We start from the raw sequence: 15,068 nt of genomic DNA, 5'->3' as shown, positions 1-15,068 counted from the left end.
GGGTTCCGACGTTTCCGGGCGCGCTTCCGGGTGCTTACCTCCCGGGCGCTTGCTTCCCGTGCTCCCGGTCCTCGTGCGCCCGGCTCTCCTGCGCCCGGACCTCGTGCTCCCGGTCCTCCTCCGGCAGCAGGAGGCGCGGCCCCGGGCCCTCCGCGGCCAGCTCGTCGCCGGGGTTGAGCACCCGGCAGCGGCGCAGCGACACGCAGCCGCAGCCGATGCAGCCGGTCAGCTCGCCCTCCAGCCGTTCCAGTTCCAGCCGGCGGGCGCGCAGCTGCTCCGTCCAGCGGCGGGAGATGCGCTCCCAGTCGTGCTTGCCCGGCATCCGGTCCTCCGGGAGGCCGGTGAAGACCTCGGCGACCTCGCTGAGCGGGATGCCGAGCCGTTTGGCGACCAGGATGAGCGAGATCCGGCGCAGCACGTGCCGCCGGTAGCGGCGCTGGTTGCCGGCCGACCGCTCGGAGGAGATCAGCCCCTGGTCCTCGTAGAAGCGCACCGCCGAGGTGGCGATCCCGGCCCGCCGGGCCACCTCGCCGACGCTCAGCAGATCGACCGGCGCGGTGGTCATGGCGGCCTCCTTGACTTCAAGTTCTGTTGAAGTCCTAGCGTACCGGACGTGACCGAATCATCTGCCGTGAAGAACGGCACAGCCGTTGCTCAGCTGGACAGTTACCCAGCGGAGCCGCCGTCCGACGGCAGCTCCGGCGGGTGGCGTGAACTCTTCTCCCGCCGTAACGCGGCCGCCGCCTCGATCCTGGCGGGCGGGGTCGCGCTGTACGCGATGAACCTGTACCTCACCGCCGCGCTGATGCCCTCGATCGTCGGTGACATCGGCGGTGACCGTTACTACGCGTGGGTGGCCACCGGCTTCCTGATGGCGGCCGTCATCGCCTCGATGCTGGTCAGCCGGCTGCTGGACCGGCTCGGCGCCGCCCGCGCCTACGTCCTGGGGTTCCTGGTGTTCGGCGCGGGCGCGGTACTCAACGCGCTCAGCCCGTCGATGGCGGCGCTGATCCTCGGCCGGGTGGTGCAGGGCCTCGGCGGCGGCCTGGTGGCCGGGCTCGGCTACGCCGTGATCCGCAGCGCGCTGCCGGAGCGGCTGTGGACCCGGGCGGCCGGGCTGGTCTCCGCGATGTGGGGCGTCGGCACCCTGGTGGGGCCGTCGCTGGGCGGGCTCTTCGCCCAGCTGGGCGCCTGGCGCGGGGCGTACGCGCTGCTGCTGGCGGCTGCCCTGGTGCTGGCCGCGCTGGCCCGCCGGGTGCTGCCCGGCCGGTCCGCCGAGGGGCGGCGGAGCGGCCCGGTGCCGCTGCCCTCGCTGCTGCTGCTCACCCTGGCGGCGGCTGCCTTCAGCGTCAGCGCGACCGTTCCGAGCGGCTGGCCGACGGCGGTCTGCATCCTCGCCGGCGTGGTCCTGCTGGTGGGCTTCGTGGCGGTCGAGCGGCGCGGTACGGCGACCGTCCTGCCCAAGCAGACCTACCGGGCGGGCAGCCCACTGAAGTGGCTCTACCTGACCGTCGCGGTGCTGTGCGCGGGCGTGGTGGCGGAGAACTTCATCCCGCTGTTCGGCCAGGAGCTGGGCGGCCTCGGCCCGCTGGTGGCCGGGTTCCTCGGCGCGGCGGTGTCGGCGGGCTGGACGGCGGCCCAGCTCTTCAGCGTCGGGATCGGGTCGGTGCGCGGCCGGGCCCGGGCGATCCGCACCGCCCCGCTGGTGCTGGTCGGCGGGCTGCTGGTCTACGGGCTGACGCAGACCGGGCACGCCTCCGGCCCGCGGGTGCTGCTGTGGGCGGTGGCGCTGTTCGTCGCCGGGACCGGCATCGGCCTGGCCTTCCCGCACCTGAGCGTGGCCGCGATGCGCAGCAGCAGCGACCCGGCCGAGGGCGGCAAGGCCGCCGCGGCCATCAACACCACTCAGCTGATCGCCTTCTCGGTGACGTCGGCGCTGGCCGGCACCCTGGTCAACCTGGGCGCCGACCGCCCGGTCGACGCGGCGCGGTACATGACCTTCGGGATCGCCGCGATCACCGCGTGCGGGGTGGCGACGGCCCGGCTCACCGCCCGCCGGCTCGGGCCACCGCTCCCGAAGGCCGCCGCCTCCGGGAGCGGTGAGCCCGGGCCGGGCGGGCCCGACACCGGGTGGAGCCGGGTGGAGCCGGGCGGGCCCCGGAGCGGGTGAGCCCCGAGAGCAGGCCCCGGATCCCTTTTCGTCGGGGGGATCCGGGGCCCTTCACCGTGCAGTGCCGTGCCGAGCTGTGCCCGGCCCGGCCCGCCTCAGCGCGGCCCGGCGGTCGCCGGTCGGGTCAGGAGGCCGGGCCCACCCGGACGGTGGTGATCCGCCCGCCCTGGGACTCCCGGACGACCTCGATCTTCGTGTTGGTGTCCGGCACCTTGACCGTCAGCTGCGGCGTCGCCGGGTCGGCGTACACCCCGCTGTGGTCGTTGAACACCGGGACGGCCGGCTCGGACGGGATCCGCACCGCGACGCCGCCCTTGTGCAGCGTGAACGGCGTGGTCGGCTTGAGCGAGAAGGTGGCGTCGAAGGTCTGCGCCCGCCCGTTGACCAGCGTCCCGTCGGCGAAGCGGATCGGCGCCGGGTGGGCGTCGATCGGCAGGATCAGCCCGCCGCCGGGGTGGTCCTTGGTGTTGTTGTCGCCGTAGGAGGTGTCCCACAGCCAGAGCAGGACGCCTTCCTGGTACGGGTAGTTGTCGACCACGTTGGCCTTGCCCGCGACGCCGCTGTAGCCGAAGTTGTACGGGCCGGTCTTCAGGAAGGACCCGTAGCCGGCGTAGCGGCGGTTCTCGGCGAGGTAGGCGCGCGGGTGCTGCTTGACGGCGGTGCGGCCGGTGATGACGGTGAACCCGTTCGCCGTCCAGCCGTTCGTCCCGTTCTCCGCGCCGTCGGCGAACAGCTCGGCGCCGCCGGCGGTGGCCTTCACGGCGTCGACGAGGACGCCGCGGCCGTGGGTGTTGTTGTCCGAGGTGGCGTGGAAGCGCAGCCGGACCTGCTGCCCGAGGTAGGTGTCCAGCGGGATGTGCAGCTTCCGGTAGGTGCCGGAACTCCCGCTCAGCCCGGGGGTGTTGGCGCTGGTGTTGCCGATCGGCGCGCCGTCGACGGTGCCGCCGAGGGCGGTCCAGTGCTTGCCCTGGTCGGTGGAGGCCTCGACGGTCAGGAAGTCGTAGTCCTGCTCGGTGTCGTACCAGACGGCGGCGTCCAAGGCGGCCGGGCCGGCGGCGGTGCGCAGGTCGACGTCCCGGGCGAGCGAGTTGTCGAGGCTGTCGCCGGTGTCGCTCCACCACTGCTTGCCGCCCTCGTACGGGTCGGCGAGGTCGGTGCGGGTGGTGCCGTCGGGCAGGTGGATGAGGACCGCCTGCGCCTGGTCGGTGTTGTAGCTGCTCACCCCGAGGGCGTGGCTGGAGCGGGTGGCGGCCTGGCCCTCGTCGTAGTCGAGCCAGCCGAACTGGAGCTTGCTCCAGGCGTCGAGGTCGCCCGGGTAGCCGCCGGTGGTGTTGGGGCCCTTGCCCAGGTACGAGCCGGAGGACATCAGCGACCAGAAGTTGACGCTGTTGTCGCCGCCGTTGGTCGGGTAGAGGTCGGGCAGCCCGAGGTTGTGGCCGTACTCGTGGGCGAACAGACCGACGCCGCTGTTCTCGCCCGCCTGGACGTAGTCGTAGACGTAGAGGCCGGTGTCGCCGACGGGCGCGCCGCCGATCTTGTCGCCCTCGGGGCCGGTCTGCCCGGTGGCGTCCGGGAAGGCCCAACTGCGGTGCGCCCACAGCGCGTCGGCGCCCTGGGCGCCGCCGCCCCAGGTCTCGTCCACGCCGGCGTGGACCACGATGACGTTGTCCAGGTAGCCGTCGGGCTTGTTGAACTCGCCGTCCTTGTCGTGGTCGTAGCGGTCGTAGACGTCGTACTGGGCGAGCTGCGCCTTGATGTCGGCGACGGAGCGCCCCTTGGCGACCTCGCCGTCGTACCAGGCCTTCACCGCGTCCCGGACGAACTCCTGGGCCTGCGTCCAGGCGCCGGAGCCCTGCGGGCCCTTGTTGCTGCCGTAGCGGGCCTCGTTGTACGGGACGGTGACCCAGTCGCTGACGGTGCCCTCGACGTCGTACCGGCCGGAGGACTGGGTGCGGTAGTAGTTGCGCATCGACACGGCGCCGGGCGCGTCGTCGAAGAACATCTTCTGGTAGTACGAGCGGTCGAAGTCCGACGACCACAGCGTGTGGTTGTCGTCCTTGCCCGGCTTGGGGATCTGGTTGTGACGCGGGCCGGCGGTGCCGCCGTAGCGCGGCTGGCCGTTCCACTGGGTGGAGTTGTCGACCTGGTCGCCGAACTGGGCGAGGATCACGAAGACCTTGTCCGTGCGCTGGTGCGCCAGTTGGACGTAGTCGTTGCCGATCTTCACCTTCGCGGGCGCCCGCTTGCCGGCGCTCTTGGCGACGGAGCCCTTGTTGAGCTGCTCCAGGGCCTTGCTGCGGAGCGCCTGGCGCTCGCGCTCCTGCGGGACGACGGGGGCGGGCGGTGCCTCGGCGCCCTGGGCGGCGGGGTCGCCGGCCTCGGCGGCGGCGACGGTGGGGGGTGCGGGGGTGGCGGCCTGGGCGGGGGTGCCCAGCAGGGTGGCCGCTATCGCGCTCGTGGTGAGCGCGGCGGCGAGGGCCGCGGACAGTCTGCGCAACTGACGGGTCCTTTCCGGGAGATGGGGGTGCTTCCGGTCATCGGTAGGTGAAGCGCAGGTAATATTTCACATGTCACGGGTCACGTGGAAGGGGCTCGGCGCAAGCGAAAGGGGCGGGGGCCCCCCCGGGGGGGCGCCCCCGCCCCCGCCGGGCCCCCCCGCCTCTGGCCGCTCGCCGCGGTCCCCGGCGCGCTCTCGCTCTGGCTGCCGCGCGGCGGCCTCCTCGCCACCGGCAGCGCCGCCGTCTACGCGCTGGGCACCCTCGCCCTCGCCCTGCACGCACCGCTGCGACTGGCCCGCACCCGCTCCCTCGCCCCCGGCGAGACCGCGGTGCTCACCGCACTCGCCGCGCCCTCGGTCGCCGGGGTCGCCCTGGTCGCCGAACGCTCCGGCTACCCGCTGTTCGGCTTCGAGCCGCACATCCTGGCGCTGACCGTCCCGCACTTCCACTACGCCGGGTTCACCGCCGCCCTGGTCGCCGGACTGGTCTGCCGCGCCGCCGACCCGGCCTCCCGCGCGGCCCGCTGCGCGGCGCTCAGCGTCCCGGCCGGCACCCTGCTGGTCCTGGCCGGGTACTTCCTCGGCAACTGGTGGCAGTTCGCCGGGGCCCTCGTGCTGACCACCGGGATGTGGCTGGTCGGCCTGGTCACCTGGCGCGAGCTGCGGCCCCGGGCGGGCGACGCCGTCACGGCCCGGCTGCTCGCCGTCTCCTCCGCCGTCCTCGCGCTCACCATGCTGCTCGCCCTCTGGTGGGCGCTCGGCCGGGCCGCCGGACTCCCCCACCCCACCCTGGGCTGGATGGCCGCCAGCCACGGGGTCGGCAACGCCCTCGGCTTCGCCCTCTGTGCCCTCCTCGCCTGGCGCCGGCTCACCACCTCGGAGGCCCACCGATGACCGACCTCAGCTACCCCGAACAGGGCGCCAGCGCCACCGGCGCGCTCCCCGACGGCTACCACCACCTGCGGCACCGGGCCCTGATCGGCCACGGCCGCGCCGCCCTGGAGGTCGCCGGAGCCGCCCTGCTGGGCTGGCGGATGCACCGGCTGGCGGGCGTCCTGATCGAGGCGGAGGCCGACAAGGCGGCCCCAGGGCTCGCCGTCCACTGCGCGATCGGCGTCGGCCCGCTGCGCGCCGGGGCCCCGAACCGGGTGCTGGCCACCATCGACGGCCCGGACCGCCACGGCTTCACCTACGGGACCCGGCACGGCCACCTGGCCTGCGGTGAGGAGACCTTCCTGGTCGGGTTGGAGCCGGACGGGAAGGTCTGGTTCACCGTCACCGCCTTCAGCCGCCCCGTCGCCTGGTACGCCCGGCTGGCCGGCCCGCTGCTGCCGCTCGCCCAGCGCGCCTTCGCCCGGCGCTGCGGCCGGGTGCTGGCCCGGATCGCCGCGGACGCGGTGTAAATGCCGCGACCGGCGGAGCGGCCGTCCGGCATGATCACCCGATGATGTCGATGCAGCCGGTCCTGGAGATACGCGCCACCGACGGCTTCACCCTCTGGCCCACGAGCGACCACGGGCCGTACGGGAGCCTCCCCCTGCACGGGAAGCTGACGCCGGCCGAGGTGGGCACGGCACTCTGGCAGCTGGCCGACCTCAACGACGTCGAGCTCAGCCCCGAGGAGGCCGCCGAACGCGGCCCCCGCCCGGAGGACCCGCTCGGGGCCTTCCTGCACGGGCTGCTCACCGACCCCGGCCCGTACGCCCCCGGCGGCCTGTGGGTGACCGACCCCGCCACCGGCACCGTCTTCGAACCCGGCTGCTGCACCGGCCTGGGGGAGTGGCGAGGCTGGCTGGACGTCACCGACGGCGGCGGCACCGCCTGGTTCGGCCACGACCCGGACGCCCGGGCCGAGTACGTCGGCAGGGTCGTCCGGCTCACCCAGGACGCCGAGGACCCGGGCAGCGCCGTGATCGAGCTGCCGCCGGCCGAGCTGCGCCGCCTGCTCGCCGACGCCGAACGGGACCTGCGGGACTTCCTCGACCTGGCGGCGCGCTGGGCCGAACGGCACCTGCCCGACCACGCCGCCGCCCTCACCGCCGCGATCGCCCGCGCGCTGGACCTGGACCCGGAGCCGGCCCCGGCCCCGGCCCCGGAGCCACCGGCATGACCAGCTTCCACACGCACCGGGCCCGGGTGCACGACACCTCGCTACCGCTGTACCGGCGGCACAGTGCGCTGCGCACCTGCCTGACCTGCTTCGCCCCGTACGGGCTACGGGCGACCTACCACCACCTCACGGTCGCCGCCCGGATGCCCCGGCACCTGGAGACCGACCCGGACTCGCTGCCGCGCGCGGTGGACGAGCTGCACGAGGCACGGGAGCTGTGGCGGGCCCGGGCCGAGGAGTACCGGGCGCAGCGCCGCGCGGAGAAGCGGGCCGGGCGGCGGCAGACCTCGCGGCCGGCCTGGTGGCACCTGTCCTGGTGGGGGTCGCCGGACTCCGCGTGGAGCCACGACCCCTTCCTGCACCCGCCGTTGAGCCTGCCCGACTACGTCCGGCGGCAGAACGCGCTGCTGGACGGCGCCGAGCTGCCCGGCTGCCCGGCCTGCGGGGAGGAGGGCCCGCCGGTGCGGGTGCCGGTCCCGGGCTGCGACGGCCTGGCCGGGCTGTGCCGGTCCTGCGCACGGGTGCTGACGCCGTGCCCGTGCGGACGGTGGCACAGCTTCGAGCCGACGCTGCGGGTCGGCTGGAGCCGCACGTGGCGGCGGGAGCACATGTCCGGCACCGGCGAGCCGGATCCGCACTGGCCCGGCGTCCGGGGCGCCGCCCGGGTCGAGCGACTGGCCGCGTACCGCCCCGTGCACGGGCCGTACTGAGCCCGGCCCGGCGGGACCGGCTCAGGCCCGGCGGGACCGGCTCAGGCCCAGCGGGACCGGCTCAGGCCCGGTGCGCCGGCACGGCGACCAGGACGGCGCCCGTGCCCTGGACGCGCACCTCGAAGTGGTCGATGTCGCCCGGCTGGAGCGCCGCTCCGCCGGTGGTGCGCAGCACCCCGTCCGGGCTCCCGTAGCCGCCCGCCGGGACGGTCCAGGTGTTCACCGTCTGCTGGGCCCCGGTGTGTGAGACGGCGACCAGGGCGCAGGTCAACGGGCCCCGGACACCGGAGAGTTGCATGCTGACCCGGCTGCCCCAGGTGGTCCCGTCCACACCGACGGTGGCGTGCGCGCCGGTGGCCGGATCGGTGGCGCTGAACTGCTCGGCCACCGCGACCACGGCGGGCGTGCTGTCCGCGGTGAGCACCGCGGCCGTGACGGCGGGGCCCGCCGCCACCATCGCGGTCGCGGCCAGGGCGAGCACCAGCCGGCGCACCCGGCCGCGCCGCCGGACGGTGCCGGCCTCGGCGACCAGCCGGTCCAGGAGGTGCGGGTCCGGACGCGGCGCGGGGGCGGCCGGGTCCAGCCCGGCGGAGGTCGCGGAGGCGGCGTACTCGGCGAGCAGCGGTTCGACGAAGCCGAACCCGGCCACCTGTTCGGCGCACCGGGGGCAGTCCGCGAGGTGACGTTCGAAGGCGGTGCGCTCGGCGGGCTCCAGCAGGCCGAGGACGTACGCCCCGGCGTCGACGTGCTCCGGGCCGCCAGGGCCGCCGGTGCCGCCGGTGCCGCCGGTGCCGCCGGTGCCGCCGCTGCCGCCAGGCGTGTCACCGGGCAGGTCGCCGGGCGCGGGGTCGGGGCGCTTGGTCACGATGTCACTCCCCGTTCCTCCAGTGCGAGCCTGAGCGAGCGCAGGGCGTAGAACACCCGCGACCGGACGGTCCCGGCCGGGATGCCGAGCACGGCCGCCGCCTCGTTGGCCGTGCGGCCCTTCAGATAGGTCTCCACGATGATCTCGCGGTGCGCCGCCGAGAGGTCGCCGAGCGCGTCCGCGACGGTCATCATCCGTAGCGCCCGGTCGAGTTCGTCCTCGGCGGGCAGCAGTTCCAGCGCGGTGGCGGCCACCTCGTGCGGCCTGGCCAGGGCGCCGCGGTGCTCGTCGATCACGATCCGCCGGGCGACCGTGGCCAGCCAGGGCCGCAGCGAGCCCGCCCCCGGGTCGAGCCGGTGGATGTTGCGCCAGGCCCGGAGCAGGGTCTCCTGGACGACGTCCTCGGCCCGCTGCCGGTCCCCGGCGACCAGGTGGAGCACGAACCCGAGCAGCGGACCGGCGTGCTCGCGGTACAGGGCGCGCATCAACTCCTCGTCCGACGCCCCCGCGCCGTGGCCGGCCGTGCCGCCGACGGGGTGCTCCTCGGTCACCACATCATCGTCGCGCACCCGGGCCTCCTGGTCGACGGCGGTCGGCATCGGTCAGCCGCCCCGGTCAGTAGCCCGGGGTGCTGGGCATCGGACTGGGCGTGGCCGGGCTCGGCTTGGTGCTCGGGGCCGGGGCCGGGGTGCTGTTCATCGCGGCGCCCGCCTTGCCGCCGGTCGGGGTGACCGCGAACCAGGTGCCGCCGACGCCCTGGCCCTTGGTGTCGCCGGGCTTGGCGTCCGGCGAGTAGCGGTAGACCGGCCAGCCGTTGAGGGTGACCTGCTTGGTGCCGTCCGAACGGGTGACGGTGCCGACCAGCTTGCTGTCGATGCCCTTCACCGTGACGTTGCCCGCGGCGTGCTCGGGCGGCCAGATGGTGGAGCAGCTGCCGTTGCAGTAGGACTCCGACGGGTTGCTCTCGTCCTGGTCGAAGCGGTAGAGCGTGAAGCCGGCGCTGTCGGTGACGATCGTGCCCAGCTTGGGGTCGTTCGCGGTCTGCAGGGTGGCGCTCGCCGGGGCGCTCGCGCTGCCCGGCGAACTCGTCGAGCTCGACGAGCCGGGCGTGGTCGACATACTCGGTGCGCCGGACTTGCCGCCCCCGGACGACCCGCAGCCGGCGATCAGGGTGACTGCCGCGATCCCGGCGGCGGCCATCACGGCGGCGCGGCGGGTACGGGGTGTGCGGGGCATGGGGTGCCTCCCGCGGTCGGTACGGACTGGACACCCTCCTGTACGGACGGCGGCGGCCGGCTGCTCACCGCCGGCCCGTCCGGCTCCGGAATACCCGGTCGACCACGACCGTTGTGGCGGGCACACGGGCAGATGGCCTGTACCGCCTCCTCCGGAAGGGAAGGAACCGCGAGATGAGCAGCACGGTCGAGCTGACCAAGGAGAACTTCGACGACATCGTCCCCGGCCCGGAGGGCCAGGACTTCGTCTTCATCGACTTCTGGGCCGGGTGGTGCGGTCCCTGTCGCCAGTTCGCCCCGGTGTACGAGAAGGCGGCCGAGCGCCACCCGGACCTGGTCTTCGCCAAGGTCGACACCGAGGCCCAGCAGGAACTGGCGTCCGCGTTCGGCATCCAGTCGATCCCCACGCTGGCGATCATCCGCGAGGGCGTGCTGGTCTTCTCGCAGCCCGGAGCGCTGCCCGAGACGGTGTTCGAGGACCTGATCGGCCAGGCCCGCGGCCTGGACATGGCCGAGGTGAAGCGCAAGGTCGCCGAGGAGCAGGCGGCCGGCGGCCAGGCCTGAGGCCCGGTCCGGCCGGCGGAGGCCCGGGGAGTGCGTCTTCCCGGGCCTCCGCCGTACCTCGGACCGGCCCCGCCGTACCCCGGACCGGACCCGCCGTGCCTCGAACCGGCCCCGCCCCCTCGGCGCCGCGCCACCGGCGCTTATCCGGGCGACGTCCCGCCCCACCACTCCTAGAGTCGTCAGTGACCGCGGCCCCACCGGGGGCCTCCCACGGGGGCCCTGCCGACGAAGGAGTGAACCGCCATGAGCACGTTCGTACTGGTCCCCGGATTCTGGCTCGGTGCCTGGGCCTGGGACGAGGTGGCCGCGCCGCTGCGCGCCGCCGGGCACGGCGTCCACCCGGTGAGCCTGCCCGGGCTGGCCGAACGGGCGGGCGAGGCCGGGGAGTTCGGCCTGGAGGAGCACATCGCCGACCTGGCCGAGCTGCTGGTCCGCGAGGACCTGTGGGACGTCGTGGTGGTCGCGCACAGCGGCGCGTCCGCCCCGGTGGGCGGGCTCGCGGACCGGATGCCGGAGCGGATCCGGCGGGTGGTCTACCTGGACAGCGGTCCGGTGGTCGACGGCGGTTCGCTGTACGACGCCTGGCAGCCCGACTACCGCGAGGCGGCCGACGCCTCGGTGGTCGACGGCCGCCTCCCGCTGCCGCCGTGGGACGTGATCGCCGCCCAGGGCGCCAGTGTCGAGGGGCTGGACGAGGACACGCTGGCCCGGATCCGCGCGCGGGCCACCCCGCACCCGGCCGGGGCGTACCGGGACCGGCTGCGGCTGACCGGCGCCGGGGCCGCCCTGCCGCAGGCACTGGTGTCCTGTTCGTTCCCGATCGCCCAGGTCCGGGAGATGATCGCGGCCGGCCACCCGTGGTTCGTCGGGCTCGACGGGCCGAACTGGGAGCTGCGCGAACTGCCCACCGGGCACTGGCCGATGTTCTCCCGCCCGGCCGACACGGCGGCGGTGCTCGCGGAGCTGGCCGCGCTCTGACCCCGCCCGGGCACGCCCGCCGTCCCGCACGTCCCGGCCCGCCCCCGGCCCCCCTGGGCACCGTACGGGTCGCCCGGTCCGCGCACTCCGCGTGTCCGTCCGTCGCGAAGACGCGCCCGGCGCGGCAGGATGGGCCCACGCCGTACCCGAGCGGAGGAGGGGAACCCATGAACGAGCGGACCGGCCGTACCGAACCGCCCGCAGCCGGACCCGAGTTCGGACCGGGCACCACCGCTCCGGCCGCCCGGAGCACCGCCGCACCGCGCCACCCGGGCGCCGGGGCGGCCATCGACACGACGGAGGACCGGGCATGACCAGCACCGCCGAGGAGTACGACGTCATCGTCCTGGGAGCCGGCCCGACCGGCGAGAACGTGGCGGACCGGACGGTCGCCGCCGGGCTGCGCACGGTCGTCGTGGAGGCCGAGCTGGTCGGCGGCGAGTGCTCGTACTGGGCGTGCATGCCGAGCAAGGCGCTGCTGCGCCCGGCCGCCGCGCTGGCCGACGCCCGCGCGGTGGCCGGCTCCCGGGAGGCGGTCGGCGACGGCCGGCTGGACCCGGCCGCGGTGCTGGCCCGGCGGGACTCCTTCGCCTCGCACTGGAGCGACGACGGCCAGGTGCGGTGGCTGCGGGACACCGGTATCGAGCTGGTCCGCGGCCACGGCCGGCTGGCCGGCGAGCGGACGGTGACCGTGGAGGCCGAGGACGGCAGTGAGCGGGTGCTCACCGCCCGGCACGCCGTCGCGGTGTGCACCGGCAGCCGCCCGGTGCTGCCCGCGCACGTGCCGGGGCTCGCCGGGGCCCACGCTTGGACCAACCGGGAGGCGACCGGCGCGCCCGCCGTCCCCGGGCGGCTGGCGGTGGTCGGCGGCGGGGTGGTCGGCGTGGAGATGGCCACCGCCTGGCGGGCGCTCGGCTCGGAGGTGGTGCTGCTGGTGCGCGGCGAGGGCCTGCTGCCCCGGATGGAGCCGTTCGCGGGCGAGCTGGTCGCGGAGGGCCTGCGCGAGGCCGGCGTGGACCTCCGCTTCGGCACCGAGGTCACCGCGCTGGAACGGGCGGACGGCTCCGGGCCGGTCACTCTGACGCTCGGGGACGGTGAGCGGCTGACCACCGACGAGGTGCTGTACGCGACCGGCCGGGCCCCGCGCACCGCCGACGTCGGGCTGGAGCAGGTCGGTCTGAAGCCGGGCGACTGGCTGGAGGTGGACGACAGCTGCACGGTGCTCGGCGTCGACGGCGGGTGGCTGTACGCCGCCGGGGACGTCAACCACCGGGCGCTGCTCACCCACCAGGGCAAGTACCAGGCCCGGATCACCGGCGCGGCGATCGCCGCCCGCGCCCAGGGGAGCCCGCTGGACACCTCGCGCTGGGGCGCGCACGCCGCGTCCGCCGACCTCGCGGGCGCGCCCCAGGTGGTGTTCACGCAACCGGAGGTCGCCGCCGTCGGCCTGACCCTGGCCGCCGCCGAGGAGGCCGGGCTGCGGGTCAAGGCCGTCGACCACGACCTCGGGGCCGTCGCCGGGGCGTCGCTCTACGGCGACGACTACCGCGGGCAGGCCCGGGTGGTCGTCGACCTGGACCGCGGGGTGCTGGTCGGCGCCTGCCTGGTCGGCCCCGCCGTGGCCGAACTGCTGCACTCCGCGACCGTCGCGGTGGTCGGCGAGGTGCCGATCGACCGGCTCTGGCACGCGGTGCCCGCCTACCCGACGATCAGCGAGGTCTGGCTGCGGCTGCTGGAGGGCTGCCGGGAGTAGCACGGGAGTAGCACCCCGGGACCGGCCCCCACCGCCCGGCCCACCGCCCGGCCCGGCGCCGGCCCTCCCGGGTGAACGGCGCGGCGAGGTGTGACCACCCGTGGACGGCGGGACACTGGCAGTCGGGGGCCGTCCCGGGGGGCCGCGCTCGTGACCAGGTGGTGTGAGGCATGACCGAGGTGCTGTTGGCTGTCGGAACCGAGAAGGGCCTCTTTCTCGGCCGCAGCCGCGACCGGCTGACGTGGGAGTTCAGCGGGCCGCACTTCCCGATGAACGCGATCTACTCCGTCTCCATCGACCGCCGCGGCGGCCGGACCAGACTCCTCGCCGGCGCCGACAGCAGCCACTGGGGCCCCTCGGTCTGGCGCTCCGAGGACCTCGGCGCGACCTGGTACGAACCGCCGCGGCCGGCCATCCGCTTCCCCGAGTCGACCGGCGCCTCGCTCACCCGGGTCTGGCAGCTCCAGCCCGCCGGGGCCGAGGCCCCCGGCGTCGTCTACGCGGGCACCGAACCCGCCGCACTGTTCCGCTCCACCGACGGCGGCGAGACCTTCGCCCTGGTCGAGTCGCTCTGGGAGCACCCCCAGCGGCCGCAGTGGGGCGCCGGCTACGGCGGCCAGGGCCTGCACACCATCCTCACCGACCCGCGCGACCCGCAGCGGCTGCTGGTCGCCGTCTCCAGCGGCGGCGTCTACCGCAGCAAGGACGGCGGCGACAGCTGGGAGCCCTCCAACACCGGGCTGCGCGCCGAGTTCCTCCCGCCGGAGAGCCAGTACCCCGAGTTCGGCCAGTGCGTGCACAAGATCGCCGCCGACCCGGTCCAGCCGGACCGGCTCTACCTCCAGAACCACGGCGGCGTCTACCGCAGCGACGACTGGGGCGGCAGCTGGCGATCGATCGTCGACGGGCTGCCCGCCGAGTTCGGCTTCGCCGTGGCCGCCCACCCCCGCCGGGGCGACACCGCCTACCTCTTCCCGCTCGGCGGCTCCGACGACCGCGTCCCGCCCGGCCGGCGCTGCCGGGTCTTCCGCACCACCGACGGCGGCACCAGCTGGCAGCAGCTCGCCGACGGCCTGCCCGGCGAGGACCACTACGGCATCGTGCTGCGCGACGGCCTGCGCACCGACGACGCCGACCCGGTCGGGATCTACTTCGGCAACCGGACCGGCGACGTCTACGGCAGCCGGGACGAGGGCGAGAGCTGGTCGCTGCTGCTCGCCCACCTGCCCGACGTACTCTGCGTCCGGGCGGCGGAGGTCGCCTGAGCGGAGGCGGCCCGCCGGACGTTCCACCGCCCTACGCCCGGACACCCGGACGCCCGGACGCCCGGACGCCCGGACGCCCGCCGGAAAACCGGTTGCCCCGGTGCACGGTTCCGGTGAGCATGAGCCGCCGACGAACGATCTCGTGCGAACACGTGTAAAGGGGTGGGCCATGGCCGAAGCGGACTGGGTGGTCAGGTACGACGGCGGCGGCACGCCGGTGCTGCGCTACCAGCAGGGCGAACGGGAGGGCCGGCCCTGGGCCGACCTGCTGGAGGTGCTGGACGGATCGGCGGACGCGGCCGGGTTCATCCGCGCCGAGCTGCCCGGGTGGGTGGTCTCCGGCAGCCCCGAGCTCGGGCAGCGGCTGGTCGCCGACGGCGCGACGGTGCTACGCCACGCCCACACCTTCCGGCGGGACCTGCGCGCCGACCCCCCGCCCGCCGACTGGGCCGGGGCCCCGCTGCGCGAGGGCCTGCGGGCGGTGCCCTGCGACCGCGCGCCCGAGGAGCTGTTCGAGGCCTGGCGGGCCGCCTTCGCCCCCGGCCACGTCGACCACTTCCCCGGCGACGACGCCCAGGCGCTCTCCGAACGCGTCGCCACCCTGCTGGCCGGCCGGGCCGTCGGGCCGGTGCTGCCCTCCAGCGTGCTGGCCGTGGACCCGGAGGACCGGGTGGTCGCCGGGGCGATCCTCACCGACCGCGACGGCCTGCCCTGGGTCGCCGAGGTCTTCCGCCACCCCCTTCGCGGCTACCGGGGCCTCGGCGCCGACGTCCTGCGCCGCGCGGTCGCGGACGCGGCCGCGCGCGGGCTCGCCGACGTCCACCTGGTGGTGTCCGAGGGCAACCCGGCCCGCCGGCTCTACGAGTCGCTGGACTTCCTGCTGCAGGAGACCTCGCTGACGGTGATCGTCCCGGAGTAGCC

Annotated in this window: 16 protein-coding genes; 11 read left to right on the top strand and 5 right to left on the bottom strand. The window is 75.4% G+C overall.

Annotated features, from left to right (window positions below; genetic code table 11):
* Positions 1 to 34: 34 nt before the first annotated feature.
* Entirely contained in the window at positions 35 to 565 is a 531-nt protein-coding gene (soxR, locus tag ACFQ6N_RS09635) for a redox-sensitive transcriptional activator SoxR (RefSeq protein WP_380648096.1), read from the bottom strand.
* A 48-nt stretch (positions 566 to 613) separates the two neighbouring features.
* Between soxR and ACFQ6N_RS09630 the strand changes: the two genes are divergently transcribed.
* Positions 614 to 2,170, top strand: coding sequence for an MFS transporter (locus ACFQ6N_RS09630; RefSeq protein WP_380648095.1), 1,557 nt, complete (start codon positions 614 to 616; stop codon positions 2,168 to 2,170).
* Positions 2,171 to 2,294: 124 nt separating this feature from the next.
* Here ACFQ6N_RS09630 and ACFQ6N_RS09625 read toward each other — a convergent pair whose 3' ends face one another.
* Positions 2,295 to 4,667 carry an immune inhibitor A domain-containing protein gene (locus ACFQ6N_RS09625; protein ID WP_380648093.1) on the bottom strand — a complete coding sequence of 791 codons (2,373 nt, stop codon included), beginning with the start codon at positions 4,665 to 4,667 and terminating at the stop codon, positions 2,295 to 2,297.
* Between the two features lie 84 nt (positions 4,668 to 4,751).
* On the opposite strand from ACFQ6N_RS09625, the gene ACFQ6N_RS09620 reads away from it, so the two are divergent.
* Genes ACFQ6N_RS09620 through ACFQ6N_RS09605 form a run of 4 tightly spaced genes read left to right on the top strand, consistent with a single transcriptional unit; the run spans position 4,752 to position 7,487 of the window.
* Complete coding sequence (locus tag ACFQ6N_RS09620; protein ID WP_380648091.1) at positions 4,752 to 5,561, top strand: YndJ family protein; 810 nt, start codon at positions 4,752 to 4,754, stop codon at positions 5,559 to 5,561.
* Complete coding sequence (locus tag ACFQ6N_RS09615) at positions 5,558 to 6,070, top strand: DUF1990 family protein (protein WP_380648090.1); 513 nt, start codon at positions 5,558 to 5,560, stop codon at positions 6,068 to 6,070. The genes ACFQ6N_RS09620 and ACFQ6N_RS09615 overlap by 4 nt, the downstream gene beginning before the upstream one ends.
* A 41-nt stretch (positions 6,071 to 6,111) precedes the next feature.
* On the top strand, positions 6,112 to 6,777 hold the full coding sequence (locus ACFQ6N_RS09610) for a hypothetical protein (protein ID WP_380648088.1): 666 nt from the start codon (positions 6,112 to 6,114) through the stop codon (positions 6,775 to 6,777).
* A complete protein-coding gene (locus tag ACFQ6N_RS09605) occupies positions 6,774 to 7,487 on the top strand; it encodes a hypothetical protein (RefSeq protein WP_380648087.1) in 714 nt (237 codons plus the stop codon). The genes ACFQ6N_RS09610 and ACFQ6N_RS09605 overlap by 4 nt, the downstream gene beginning before the upstream one ends.
* Positions 7,488 to 7,548: 61 nt before the next feature.
* Here the strand turns inward: ACFQ6N_RS09605 and ACFQ6N_RS09600 are convergent, their stop codons facing one another.
* From ACFQ6N_RS09600 to ACFQ6N_RS09590, 3 genes are read right to left on the bottom strand one after another with little or no spacing between them, the layout of a single operon-like run.
* Positions 7,549 to 8,352, bottom strand: coding sequence for a zf-HC2 domain-containing protein (locus ACFQ6N_RS09600; protein WP_380648085.1), 804 nt, complete (start codon positions 8,350 to 8,352; stop codon positions 7,549 to 7,551).
* Positions 8,349 to 8,951 (bottom strand): sigma-70 family RNA polymerase sigma factor, encoded by a 603-nt coding sequence (locus tag ACFQ6N_RS09595; protein WP_380648084.1) that lies wholly within the window; start codon positions 8,949 to 8,951, stop codon positions 8,349 to 8,351. The genes ACFQ6N_RS09600 and ACFQ6N_RS09595 overlap by 4 nt, the downstream gene beginning before the upstream one ends.
* A gap of 16 nt (positions 8,952 to 8,967) precedes the next feature.
* Complete coding sequence (locus tag ACFQ6N_RS09590) at positions 8,968 to 9,588, bottom strand: hypothetical protein (RefSeq protein ID WP_380648082.1); 621 nt, start codon at positions 9,586 to 9,588, stop codon at positions 8,968 to 8,970.
* A 173-nt stretch (positions 9,589 to 9,761) separates the two neighbouring features.
* On the opposite strand from ACFQ6N_RS09590, the gene ACFQ6N_RS09585 reads away from it, so the two are divergent.
* The 6 genes from ACFQ6N_RS09585 to ACFQ6N_RS09560 all read left to right on the top strand — a co-directional run bounded on the left by ACFQ6N_RS09585 (position 9,762) and on the right by ACFQ6N_RS09560 (position 15,066).
* Positions 9,762 to 10,151, top strand: coding sequence for a thioredoxin family protein (locus ACFQ6N_RS09585; protein WP_380648081.1), 390 nt, complete (start codon positions 9,762 to 9,764; stop codon positions 10,149 to 10,151).
* Between the two features lie 243 nt (positions 10,152 to 10,394).
* Positions 10,395 to 11,129, top strand: a complete 735-nt coding sequence (locus tag ACFQ6N_RS09580; protein WP_380648080.1) for an alpha/beta fold hydrolase — start codon at positions 10,395 to 10,397, stop codon at positions 11,127 to 11,129.
* A gap of 167 nt (positions 11,130 to 11,296) precedes the next feature.
* Positions 11,297 to 11,443, top strand: coding sequence for a hypothetical protein (locus ACFQ6N_RS09575; RefSeq protein ID WP_380648079.1), 147 nt, complete (start codon positions 11,297 to 11,299; stop codon positions 11,441 to 11,443).
* On the top strand, positions 11,440 to 12,882 hold the full coding sequence (locus ACFQ6N_RS09570; RefSeq protein WP_380648078.1) for a dihydrolipoyl dehydrogenase family protein: 1,443 nt from the start codon (positions 11,440 to 11,442) through the stop codon (positions 12,880 to 12,882). The genes ACFQ6N_RS09575 and ACFQ6N_RS09570 overlap by 4 nt, the downstream gene beginning before the upstream one ends.
* A gap of 170 nt (positions 12,883 to 13,052) precedes the next feature.
* On the top strand, positions 13,053 to 14,147 hold the full coding sequence (locus ACFQ6N_RS09565) for a WD40/YVTN/BNR-like repeat-containing protein (protein ID WP_380648077.1): 1,095 nt from the start codon (positions 13,053 to 13,055) through the stop codon (positions 14,145 to 14,147).
* Between the two features lie 169 nt (positions 14,148 to 14,316).
* The gene (locus ACFQ6N_RS09560) at positions 14,317 to 15,066 is read left to right on the top strand and encodes a GNAT family N-acetyltransferase (protein ID WP_380648076.1); all 750 of its coding nucleotides are present in this window, start codon (positions 14,317 to 14,319) and stop codon (positions 15,064 to 15,066) included.
* Positions 15,067 to 15,068: the final 2 nt, after the last annotated feature.

This window comes from Kitasatospora sp. NPDC056446 (assembly GCF_042796115.1).
In the GTDB taxonomy this organism is placed as follows: domain Bacteria; phylum Actinomycetota; class Actinomycetes; order Streptomycetales; family Streptomycetaceae; genus Kitasatospora.
The sequence above is the reverse complement of the archived record's forward strand: the minus strand, read 5'-3'. Positions and strand labels throughout refer to the sequence as shown.

What these genes read in the sequence shown, in the direction of transcription:
- ACFQ6N_RS09585 (WP_380648081.1), top strand. Translation starts at nt 9,762, where the DNA reads ATGAGCAGCACGGTCGAGCTGACCAAGGAGAACTTCGACGACATCGTC.
- ACFQ6N_RS09610 (WP_380648088.1), top strand. Translation starts at nt 6,112, where the DNA reads ATGATGTCGATGCAGCCGGTCCTGGAGATACGCGCCACCGACGGCTTC.
- ACFQ6N_RS09580 (WP_380648080.1), top strand. Translation starts at nt 10,395, where the DNA reads ATGAGCACGTTCGTACTGGTCCCCGGATTCTGGCTCGGTGCCTGGGCC.
- ACFQ6N_RS09575 (WP_380648079.1), top strand. Translation starts at nt 11,297, where the DNA reads ATGAACGAGCGGACCGGCCGTACCGAACCGCCCGCAGCCGGACCCGAG.
- ACFQ6N_RS09560 (WP_380648076.1), top strand. Translation starts at nt 14,317, where the DNA reads ATGGCCGAAGCGGACTGGGTGGTCAGGTACGACGGCGGCGGCACGCCG.
- ACFQ6N_RS09615 (WP_380648090.1), top strand. Translation starts at nt 5,558, where the DNA reads ATGACCGACCTCAGCTACCCCGAACAGGGCGCCAGCGCCACCGGCGCG.
- ACFQ6N_RS09590 (WP_380648082.1), bottom strand. Translation starts at nt 9,588, where the DNA reads ATGCCCCGCACACCCCGTACCCGCCGCGCCGCCGTGATGGCCGCCGCC.
- ACFQ6N_RS09565 (WP_380648077.1), top strand. Translation starts at nt 13,053, where the DNA reads ATGACCGAGGTGCTGTTGGCTGTCGGAACCGAGAAGGGCCTCTTTCTC.
- ACFQ6N_RS09605 (WP_380648087.1), top strand. Translation starts at nt 6,774, where the DNA reads ATGACCAGCTTCCACACGCACCGGGCCCGGGTGCACGACACCTCGCTA.
- ACFQ6N_RS09570 (WP_380648078.1), top strand. Translation starts at nt 11,440, where the DNA reads ATGACCAGCACCGCCGAGGAGTACGACGTCATCGTCCTGGGAGCCGGC.
- ACFQ6N_RS09595 (WP_380648084.1), bottom strand. Translation starts at nt 8,951, where the DNA reads ATGCCGACCGCCGTCGACCAGGAGGCCCGGGTGCGCGACGATGATGTG.
- soxR (WP_380648096.1), bottom strand. Translation starts at nt 565, where the DNA reads ATGACCACCGCGCCGGTCGATCTGCTGAGCGTCGGCGAGGTGGCCCGG.